The sequence below is a fragment of the Citrobacter cronae genome (genome assembly GCF_016893685.1).
GTDB classification, from domain to species: domain Bacteria; phylum Pseudomonadota; class Gammaproteobacteria; order Enterobacterales; family Enterobacteriaceae; genus Citrobacter; species Citrobacter werkmanii.
In genome coordinates this window covers 994,422-1,003,969 of the sequence record NZ_CP069763.1, presented here as the reverse complement: position 1 = coordinate 1,003,969, position 9,548 = coordinate 994,422, and the positions used below count along the sequence as shown (strand labels likewise).

Sequence of the window (9,548 nt, the reverse complement as noted above, 5' to 3'; positions counted from 1 at the left end):
AATTTGTTATCTGGATGTCAAATTTAGCTATTCCAAAATAATAAAAATCGGGTATGTTTTAGCAGAGTATGCTGCTAAAGCACGGGTGGCTATCCAATAATCGAAATAAAGTGCTGAACAACAACATCACAACACACGTAATAACCACAATAATGGGGATTGTCAGGATGAATATGAAGGGTAAAGCGTTATTGGCAGGATGTATCGCCCTGTCTTTGAGCAATATGGCGTTTGCTAAGGATATTAAAGTGGCCGTTGTCGGCGCAATGTCCGGTCCGGTAGCGCAGTATGGCGATCAGGAGTTTACTGGCGCAGAGCAGGCGATTGCGGATATCAACGCTAAGGGCGGGGTAAAAGGTGACAAACTGGTCGTGGTGAAATATGACGATGCCTGTGACCCGAAACAAGCGGTAGCGGTCGCGAACAAAGTGGTCAACGACGGGATTAAATACGTTATCGGCCATCTGTGCTCATCTTCTACCCAGCCCGCGTCAGATATCTATGAAGATGAAGGCATTCTGATGATCACCCCGGCAGCGACGGCGCCGGAGCTGACCGCGCGTGGTTATAAGCTGGTGATGCGCACCACCGGCCTGGATTCCGATCAGGGGCCAACTGCCGCCAAATACATTCTGGAAAAAGTGAAGCCGCAACGCATCGCCATCATTCACGATAAGCAGCAGTACGGTGAAGGTCTGGCGCGTGCGGTGCAGGACGGCCTGAAGAAAGGCAACGCCAACGTGGTGTTCTTTGACGGAATTACCGCCGGTGAAAAAGACTTCTCGACGCTGGTAGCACGCCTGAAGAAAGAGAATATCGATTTCGTTTACTACGGTGGTTATCACCCGGAAATGGGGCAGATCCTGCGTCAGTCTCGTGCCGCAGGTCTGAAAACCCAGTTTATGGGTCCGGAAGGGGTAGCGAACGTGTCGCTGTCTAACATTGCGGGTGAGTCTGCGGAAGGCTTACTGGTAACCAAGCCGAAGAACTACGACCAGGTGCCAGCGAACAAACCGATTGTGGATGCTATCAAGGCCAAGAAACAGGATCCGAGTGGCGCATTCGTGTGGACCACTTACGCCGCGCTGCAATCCTTGCAGGCCGGTCTGAACCAGTCTGACGATCCGGCTGAAATTGCCAAGTACCTGAAAGCAAACTCAGTAGAAACCGTAATGGGGCCGCTGTCCTGGGACGAGAAGGGCGATCTGAAAGGCTTCGAATTCGGCGTGTTTGACTGGCATGCTAATGGTACGGCGACCGACGCCAAGTAATTGAGTGCCGGGTGGCGGCTTCGCCTTACCCGGCCTACATACCTGGAAAATTGCGAGGTGGTTTTTTTATCTTTTGCTCCCAGCATGTAGGCCGGATAAGCGTCAGCGCCATCCGGTTTTTTTATCTTTTCTCCCAGCCATCTGCCTGGGCTGTAAAGCCTAACGCCTGCATAAACGCGGCCATCACGCTGCGGTCTTCAACGCCTACATCTGCCATCCACCATGAACTCACACTTGGGTTTTCACGGATCACCTCTTCGATCAAATACTGCCCGACGCCGCGACGACGGGTGATTTCACGTACGCGCAACGAATCCAGGGCACCTTGTGTGCCGCTCAGGGTGACACGTACTGCGCCTAACAGACGCTCATTAAAACGCGCGGCGTAGATCCGGTGCGTTTCATCTACGCTTAATGATGAGGCGGAATATTCCGGCCAGATTTTGCCCAGATCAATCAGATCCTGAGCGCTAAAGTTGTTTAAACGAACGATGGTCAGCTTCATTAGCAGCATGTCCAAATCACAAAAGATGAGATCAGTGTACCGAAATAATTCGCCCGGATGCTTTCTCTTTTTTATGCGATTAACCAGGTTAATAGTTTTGCGACAACGGTAATGACAGTTTGAAACATTAGAGATTGAAAAACAGGCAGGATAATACCCTGGAATGCAGCATTTTATTCCGCTCTTTGTACCGTTATTTTATGCTGACAAACGTGCTTTTTTTTGTTTATCTATAGTGAAAAGCAGAATATTATCTTTTCTTAATCGACTGAAATATAGAGATTTTAGTCTGATTTTGCTTAAAAAGCTGCGCTAACCCATTAATGAGACTGGTAAAAATAGTGCAGTTCAAAAAAAGCACAGTCTGCTTTTTAACCACATAAATACAAAATATTAATTACGTCACGAATGGGGATTCAGTTAATGAAACGGAATGCGAAAACAATCATCGCAGGGGTGATAGCACTGGCAATGTCGCATGCTGTCATGGCAGAAGATATCAAGGTGGCTGTTGTCGGGGCGATGTCGGGTCCGGTCGCGCAGTGGGGTGATATGGAATTTAATGGCGCACGTCAGGCCATTAAAGATATCAATGCCAAAGGCGGGATCAAAGGCGACAAGCTGGTGGCCGTGGAATATGACGATGCTTGCGATCCAAAACAGGCCGTTGCCGTAGCAAACAAAATCGTCAACGACGGTATTCAGTATGTTATTGGCCACCTGTGCTCATCTTCGACTCAGCCAGCGTCAGATATCTATGAAGACGAAGGGATCCTGATGATTTCCCCGGGCGCCACTAACCCGGAACTGACCCAGCGCGGTTACGCACACATTATGCGTACTGCGGGTCTGGACTCCTCTCAGGGACCAACCGCCGCGAAATACATTCTGGAGAAGGTGAAGCCGCAGCGCATCGCCATCATCCATGATAAACAGCAATACGGCGAAGGCCTGGCGCGTTCGGTACAGGACAGCCTGAAAGCGGGCAAAGCCAACATCGTCTTCTTTGATGGGATCACCGCCGGGGAAAAAGATTTCTCTGCGCTGATTGCCCGTTTGAAGAAAGAAAATATCGACTTCGTCTATTACGGCGGCTACTACCCGGAAATGGGGCAAATGCTGCGCCAGGCGCGATCCGTTGGCCTGAAAACGCAGTTTATGGGGCCAGAGGGTGTGGGTAATGCCTCTCTCTCTAACATCGCCGGTGATGCCGCAGAAGGCATGCTGGTGACGATGCCAAAACGTTATGACCAGGATCCGGCGAATAAAGCAATTGTCGATGCGCTCAAAGCTGACAAGAAAGATCCAAGTGGACCATACGTGTGGATCACTTATGCAGCCGTCCAATCACTGGCGAGCGCAATGGATCGCAGCGGAAGCAAAGAGCCGCTGGATCTGGTGAAAGATCTGAAAGCACACGGGGCTGATACCGTGATTGGGCCGCTGAAATGGGACGAAAAAGGCGATTTGAAGGGATTTGAGTTTGGTGTCTTTCAGTGGCACGCAGATGGTTCATCAACCGTCGCGAAGTAATACCTGAAGACGAGTTATCCCACCGCCCGTACAAAACGGGCGGGTTAAGAAAGGTTACCTTATGTCCGAGCAGTTCCTCTATTTCTTGCAGCAGATGTTTAACGGCGTCACGCTGGGAAGCACCTACGCGCTGATCGCCATCGGTTATACGATGGTGTACGGCATTATTGGCATGATCAACTTCGCCCATGGCGAGGTGTATATGATCGGCAGCTATGTCTCCTTTATGATCATCGCTGCGCTAATGATGATGGGGATTGATTCCAGTTGGCTACTGGTCGCGGCGGGTTTCGTCGGCGCGATTGTGATTGCCAGCGCCTACGGCTGGAGTATTGAACGGGTGGCGTATCGGCCCGTGCGCAGCTCCAAGCGCTTGATCGCGCTGATTTCCGCTATCGGGATGTCCATCTTCTTGCAAAACTACGTCAGCCTGACGGAAGGTTCACGCGACGTGGCGCTGCCCAGCCTGTTTAACGGCCAGTGGACTGTCGGCAGTAGTGATAACTTCTCTGCATCTATCACCACTATGCAGTTGGTTATCTGGATTGTAACCTTCCTCGCGATGCTGGCACTGACGCTGTTTATCCGCTATTCGCGTATGGGACGTGCCTGCCGCGCCTGTGCGGAAGATCTGAAAATGGCCAGCCTGCTCGGCATTAACACCGACCGTGTGATTGCGCTGACCTTTGTGATCGGTGCGGCAATGGCGGCGGTTGCGGGCGTGCTGCTCGGTCAGTTCTATGGCGTAATTAACCCTTACATCGGCTTTATGGCCGGGATGAAAGCCTTTACCGCGGCGGTACTGGGCGGCATTGGCAGCATTCCTGGCGCGATGATTGGCGGCCTGATTTTGGGCGTTGCCGAAGCGCTTTCTTCTGCTTATCTGAGTACCGAATACAAAGACGTGGTGTCGTTCGCGTTGCTGATTCTGGTACTGCTGGTGATGCCGACCGGTATTCTGGGTCGTCCGGAGGTAGAGAAAGTATGAAACCGATGCATTTTGCAATGGCGCTGCTCTCTGCCGCCATGTTCTTCATCCTGGCGGGCGTCTTCATGGGCGTCCAGTTAGAGCTGGACGGCACCAAACTGGTGGTGGACACCGCTGCGGATATCCGCTGGCAGTGGGTGTTTATCGGCACTGGCGTCGTGTTTCTTTTCCAACTGTTGCGTCCGGCGTTCCAGAAAGGTCTGAAGAGCGTCTCCGGGCCGAAGTTTATTCTGCCAGCGATTGACGGCTCCACCGTTAAACAGAAACTGTTTCTGGTGGCGTTGCTGGTGATTGCCGTGGCATGGCCGTTTATGGTCTCGCGCGGCACGGTCGATATCGCCACGCTGACGATGATTTATATCATCCTCGGCCTCGGCTTAAACGTGGTGGTGGGGCTTTCCGGTCTGCTGGTGCTGGGCTACGGCGGCTTCTATGCCATCGGCGCTTACACCTTTGCGCTGCTGAACCACTATTACGGCCTCGGTTTCTGGACTTGTCTGCCGCTGGCGGGGCTGGTTTCTGCCGCTGCGGGGTTCCTGCTCGGCTTCCCGGTCCTGCGTCTGCGCGGTGATTATCTGGCGATTGTGACCTTAGGCTTCGGCGAAATCGTCCGTATCCTGCTGCTCAACAACACCGAAATCACCGGCGGCCCGAACGGTATTAGCCAGATCCCGAAACCCACCTTTTTCGGTCTTGAGTTCAGCCGCAGCGCGCGTGAAGGCGGCTGGGATACCTTCAGCAACTTCTTTAACGTGAAGTATGACCCGTCCGATCGCGTGATTTTCCTCTATCTGGTGGCGCTGCTGCTGGTGGTGTTCTCGCTGTTTGTCATCAACCGTCTGCTGCGCATGCCGCTGGGACGTGCGTGGGAAGCGCTGCGTGAAGATGAAATCGCCTGCCGTTCGCTGGGCTTAAATCCTACACGCATCAAGCTGACCGCCTTTACCATCAGCGCCGCGTTCGCGGGTTTTGCCGGCACGCTGTTTGCCGCGCGGCAGGGTTTTGTCAGCCCGGAATCGTTCACCTTTGCCGAGTCGGCCTTTGTGTTGGCGATTGTGGTACTGGGTGGAATGGGCTCGCAGTTTGCGGTCATTCTCGCAGCTATCCTGCTGGTGGTGTCACGCGAACTGATGCGTGATTTCAATGAATACAGCATGTTAATGTTGGGTGGTTTGATGGTACTGATGATGATCTGGCGTCCGCAGGGCTTGTTACCGATGACCCGTCCGCAGTTGAAGCTGAAAAACGGGGACGCAAAAGGAGAGCAGGCATGAGTCAGCCATTATTATCCGTTAACGGCCTGATGATGCGCTTCGGCGGTCTGCTGGCGGTGAACAACGTTGAGCTGGAACTGAGACCGCAGGAAATCGTCTCGTTAATCGGGCCGAACGGCGCGGGAAAAACCACGGTCTTTAACTGCCTGACCGGTTTTTATAAACCGACGGGTGGGACGATTAAGCTGCGCGACCAGCATCTGGAAGGGCTGCCGGGTCAGCAAATTGCGCGTATGGGCGTGGTGCGTACTTTCCAGCACGTACGCCTGTTTCGCGAAATGACGGTGATTGAAAACTTGCTGGTGGCGCAACATCAGCAATTGAAAACCGGTGTCTTTTCCGGTCTGTTAAAAACGCCGTCGTTCCGTCGCGCGCAAAGTGAAGCCCTGGATCGCGCCGCTACCTGGCTTGCGCGTATTGGTTTGCTGGAGCATGCCAACCGTCAGGCCAGTAACCTCGCCTACGGTGACCAGCGTCGTCTGGAGATCGCCCGCTGCATGGTGACGCAACCGGAGATCCTGATGCTTGACGAGCCTGCCGCTGGTCTCAACCCGAAAGAGACCAAAGAGCTGGATGAGCTTATTGCCGAACTGCGCAATCATCACAACACCACCATTCTGTTGATTGAGCACGATATGAAACTGGTGATGGGCATTTCCGACCGTATTTACGTGGTAAACCAGGGCACGCCGCTGGCGAACGGGACGCCGGAACAGATTCGTAATAACCCGGACGTGATCCGCGCCTATTTAGGTGAAGCATAATGGGGGCGAGGCATAATATGGATAAGGCGATGTTATCGTTCGATAAAGTCAGCGCCCACTACGGCAAAATTCAGGCGCTGCACGAGGTGAGCCTGTATATCAATCAGGGTGAAATCGTAACGCTTATCGGTGCCAACGGCGCGGGGAAAACCACCCTACTCGGTACGTTATGCGGCGACCCACGCGCGACCAGCGGACGCATTGTCTTTGATGGTAAAGACATTACCGACTGGCAAACGGCTAAAATCATGCGTGAAGCGGTGGCGATCGTCCCGGAAGGGCGTCGTGTGTTTTCGCGCATGACGGTGGAAGAGAACCTGGCGATGGGCGGTTTCTTTGCCGAGAAGGACCAGTTTCAGGAACGTATCAAATGGGTGTATGACCTGTTTCCGCGCCTGCATGAGCGTCGCATTCAGCGTGCGGGTACCATGTCCGGCGGTGAACAGCAGATGCTGGCGATAGGCCGTGCGCTGATGAGCCAGCCCCGGCTATTGTTGCTTGATGAGCCGTCGCTGGGTCTGGCGCCGATTATCATCCAGCAGATCTTTAATACTATCGAGCAGTTGCGCGAGCAGGGGATGACCATCTTCCTCGTCGAGCAGAACGCCAACCAGGCGCTGAAACTCGCCGACCGCGGCTACGTGCTGGAAAACGGTCATGTGGTACTGGAAGACACCGGCGATGCGCTACTGGCGAATGAAGCGGTGCGTAGCGCTTATCTGGGCGGTTAAGATTTCTCTTAAGAGCTAAGGGGCCTGATGGCCCCTTTTTATCGCGTTATGTTATTATTGAGAATGGTTATCAATAATAACATGAACATGGAGAAAGGATGATACGTTCAGGTACCTGCATGATGATTGGAACTCTGTTATTGGCGTTTGCATCTGGTGTTCAGGCACTGGAACCGCAAACGTTCGACCCGCGCGATCCATCTATCTGGGAAGAGAAACCGGCCAACCCGTTGGCACAATCCAGCTCGCCCTGCGAAGTATTCACCAGCTCGGTATGCCCTGGCTGGGAAGATGAAAAATCAGATATCCAACGTGAACGTGAGCGGCGGGAACAGCAGCGTTTACAGAATGAATTTGAGCGACGCTGGCGTCGGGATTAACGTTACCGGAGTCAATGGGCAGCGTGTCAGGTAACGTCGCTAGCTAAATCTGCAGGTATTGCGAGCCTTGTCCCAGCAAGTATAGGTTATTTGCTGCATAATCAACGGCTTGATGTATATCTTGAGTCAATGGTAATTGAATGAATGATTTACCGCGTCAAACTGACGTGCTGCCCATGCCCGCAATAGACGGTGTCACGGTCTCTTTTAATGGACTGCACTATCTGCGCCCCGAGCTACTTCTGGATTTCGTGAGTATCAGTAGCGCGCCGTTGCTTGCCGTTACGCCTGTTGCATTGCTGTACTCTTCTGTTGGTGTGCTGCAGCAGGTCGACTTACGCAAGCTGCCGGTTGAAGTCGTTGGCCGTGTGGTTTATCCCATCACTTCGCTGAAGCTTCCTGCGTTACGAGGAAAGCTCATCATTAACGCCCAGTCGCGACGGCTCAAGTTTCTGGAAAGTCTGGTGGCGATATCGCCGGAAGATAATATCCACGGTATGCAGGTCCTGGGACTGGCGCTGGAGTTTACGTTCGCACAGCCTGAGTGATCTCATCTGTACGGCAAATCTTTTTATGGGCCGGGTAAGGCACCTCCCCGGCTTTGTTGTGCTCCACCCCGCATTTTCCTGTCACTCCGCTTTCACCGCCTTGCCATCTGTTTGTCGCCTTACTATCTTTTTTTTGTAATAAAAAAGTTATTTTTCTGTCATTCGAGCATGTCATGTTACCCCCGCGAGCATAAAACGCGTGATATCGCGCATCCGGCACAACAAGAGAGATAACCGATGATATCGTTACGACATACAGCTTTAGGACTGGCACTTAGCCTGGCATTTGCAGGTCAGGCGCTGGCAGTCACCACCATCCCGTTCTGGCACTCAATGGAAGGCGAACTGGGTAAAGAAGTTGATTCACTGGCGCAACGTTTTAATGCCGCCAATCCCGACTACAAAATTGTTCCACAGTATAAAGGCAACTATGAGCAAAGCCTGAGCGCAGGTATTGCCGCCTTCCGTACCGGAAACGCGCCTGCGCTGCTGCAGGTTTATGAAGTGGGGACGGCAACGATGATGGCCTCGAAAGCCATTAAACCGGTCTATGAAGTATTCAAAGAGGCCGGTATTAACTTTGATGAATCTCAGTTCGTGCCGACGGTTTCCGGTTATTACACTGACTCGAAAAGCGGACATTTACTCTCCCAGCCGTTTAACAGCTCCACGCCGGTGCTGTATTACAACAAAGATGCCTTCAAAAAAGCCGGTTTAGATCCTGAACAGCCGCCAAAAACCTGGCAGGATCTGGCGGAATACACCGCGAAGCTGAAAGCCGCAGGTATGAAGTGTGGCTATGCCAGCGGTTGGCAGGGCTGGATCCAGATTGAAAACTTCAGCGCCTGGAACGGTCTGCCGGTCGCCACCAAAAACAACGGTTTTGACGGTACTGATGCGGTGCTGGAGTTCAATAAACCGGAGCAGGTGAAACACATTGCACTACTGGAAGAGCTGAATAAAAAGGGCGACTTCAGCTACTTTGGACGTAAAGATGAATCCACCGAGAAGTTCTACAACGGGGATTGCGCCATTACTACCGCTTCTTCAGGTTCTCTGGCCGACATCCGCCACTACGCCAAATTCAACTATGGCGTCGGCATGATGCCGTACGATGCCGATGTGAAGGGCGCACCGCAGAACGCGATTATCGGTGGAGCCAGTCTGTGGGTGATGCAGGGTAAAGACAAAGCCACCTACGAAGGTGTGGCGCAATTCCTTAATTTCCTCGCAAAACCAGAGATTGCTGCCGAATGGCATCAGAAGACCGGCTATCTGCCGATCACCACCGCCGCGTACGATCTGACTCGCGAGCAGGGCTTCTATGATAAGAACCCCGGGGCCGATATCGCCACCCGTCAGATGCTGAACAAACCGCCGTTGCCGTTCACTAAAGGGCTGCGTCTGGGCAACATGCCGCAGATCCGTACCATCGTGGATGAAGAGCTGGAAAGCGTGTGGACTGGAAAGAAAACCCCACAGCAGGCGTTGGATGCCGCGGTTGAGCGTGGCAATCAGTTACTGCGCCGCTTTGAGCAATCGACCAAATCGTAA

The 9,548-nt window shown here is 52.9% G+C and carries 10 protein-coding genes and 1 pseudogene; 9 read left to right on the top strand and 2 right to left on the bottom strand.

What is annotated here, in order from left to right; translation table 11 throughout:
* The first annotated feature begins 167 nt into the window (after positions 1-167).
* A complete protein-coding gene (gene livJ / locus JSN25_RS04470) occupies positions 168-1,271 on the top strand; it encodes a branched chain amino acid ABC transporter substrate-binding protein LivJ (protein ID WP_139815584.1) in 1,104 nt (367 codons plus the stop codon).
* Positions 1,272-1,312: 41 nt separating this feature from the next.
* Here the strand turns inward: livJ and JSN25_RS21980 are convergent.
* A pseudogene (locus JSN25_RS21980) lies at positions 1,313-1,408 on the bottom strand (hypothetical protein); the annotation flags it as partial.
* Positions 1,393-1,776: an aspartate 1-decarboxylase autocleavage activator PanM gene (gene panM / locus JSN25_RS04465; RefSeq protein ID WP_038634992.1), complete on the bottom strand. Its 384-nt coding sequence runs from the start codon at positions 1,774-1,776 to the stop codon at positions 1,393-1,395. The pseudogene JSN25_RS21980 and the gene panM, both read right to left, overlap by 16 nt.
* A gap of 423 nt (positions 1,777-2,199) precedes the next feature.
* Between panM and livK the strand changes: the two genes are divergently transcribed.
* From livK to ugpB, 8 genes are all read left to right on the top strand, one after another.
* Positions 2,200-3,309, top strand: coding sequence for a high-affinity branched-chain amino acid ABC transporter substrate-binding protein LivK (livK, locus tag JSN25_RS04460; RefSeq protein WP_085049032.1), 1,110 nt, complete (start codon positions 2,200-2,202; stop codon positions 3,307-3,309).
* Positions 3,310-3,370: 61 nt separating this feature from the next.
* Complete coding sequence (gene livH, locus JSN25_RS04455) at positions 3,371-4,297, top strand: high-affinity branched-chain amino acid ABC transporter permease LivH (RefSeq protein ID WP_003827575.1); 927 nt, start codon at positions 3,371-3,373, stop codon at positions 4,295-4,297.
* Complete coding sequence (gene livM / locus JSN25_RS04450) at positions 4,294-5,571, top strand: branched chain amino acid ABC transporter permease LivM (protein WP_087856270.1); 1,278 nt, start codon at positions 4,294-4,296, stop codon at positions 5,569-5,571. The genes livH and livM overlap by 4 nt, the downstream gene beginning before the upstream one ends.
* On the top strand, positions 5,568-6,335 hold the full coding sequence (gene livG / locus JSN25_RS04445; protein WP_003827578.1) for a high-affinity branched-chain amino acid ABC transporter ATP-binding protein LivG: 768 nt from the start codon (positions 5,568-5,570) through the stop codon (positions 6,333-6,335). Before livM ends, livG begins: the two co-directional genes overlap by 4 nt.
* Before the next feature lie 17 nt (positions 6,336-6,352).
* Entirely contained in the window at positions 6,353-7,066 is a 714-nt protein-coding gene (livF, locus tag JSN25_RS04440) for a high-affinity branched-chain amino acid ABC transporter ATP-binding protein LivF (protein ID WP_087856271.1), read from the top strand.
* Between the two features lie 98 nt (positions 7,067-7,164).
* Positions 7,165-7,446 (top strand): hypothetical protein, encoded by a 282-nt coding sequence (locus JSN25_RS04435; RefSeq protein WP_069323776.1) that lies wholly within the window; start codon positions 7,165-7,167, stop codon positions 7,444-7,446.
* Positions 7,447-7,586: 140 nt separating this feature from the next.
* Positions 7,587-7,994 carry a hypothetical protein gene (locus JSN25_RS04430; RefSeq protein WP_038634978.1) on the top strand — a complete coding sequence of 136 codons (408 nt, stop codon included), beginning with the start codon at positions 7,587-7,589 and terminating at the stop codon, positions 7,992-7,994.
* 237 nt (positions 7,995-8,231) lie between these two features.
* On the top strand, positions 8,232-9,548 hold the full coding sequence (gene ugpB, locus JSN25_RS04425) for a sn-glycerol-3-phosphate ABC transporter substrate-binding protein UgpB (protein ID WP_016154831.1): 1,317 nt from the start codon (positions 8,232-8,234) through the stop codon (positions 9,546-9,548).

Excerpts from the sequence above, each read along its gene's own strand:
- livJ (WP_139815584.1), top strand. The coding sequence starts at position 168 with ATGAATATGAAGGGTAAAGCGTTATTGGCAGGATGTATCGCCCTGTCT.
- panM (WP_038634992.1), bottom strand. The coding sequence starts at position 1,776 with ATGAAGCTGACCATCGTTCGTTTAAACAACTTTAGCGCTCAGGATCTG.
- livK (WP_085049032.1), top strand. The coding sequence starts at position 2,200 with ATGAAACGGAATGCGAAAACAATCATCGCAGGGGTGATAGCACTGGCA.
- livH (WP_003827575.1), top strand. The coding sequence starts at position 3,371 with ATGTCCGAGCAGTTCCTCTATTTCTTGCAGCAGATGTTTAACGGCGTC.
- livM (WP_087856270.1), top strand. The coding sequence starts at position 4,294 with ATGAAACCGATGCATTTTGCAATGGCGCTGCTCTCTGCCGCCATGTTC.
- livG (WP_003827578.1), top strand. The coding sequence starts at position 5,568 with ATGAGTCAGCCATTATTATCCGTTAACGGCCTGATGATGCGCTTCGGC.
- livF (WP_087856271.1), top strand. The coding sequence starts at position 6,353 with ATGGATAAGGCGATGTTATCGTTCGATAAAGTCAGCGCCCACTACGGC.
- JSN25_RS04435 (WP_069323776.1), top strand. The coding sequence starts at position 7,165 with ATGATACGTTCAGGTACCTGCATGATGATTGGAACTCTGTTATTGGCG.
- JSN25_RS04430 (WP_038634978.1), top strand. The coding sequence starts at position 7,587 with ATGAATGATTTACCGCGTCAAACTGACGTGCTGCCCATGCCCGCAATA.
- ugpB (WP_016154831.1), top strand. The coding sequence starts at position 8,232 with ATGATATCGTTACGACATACAGCTTTAGGACTGGCACTTAGCCTGGCA.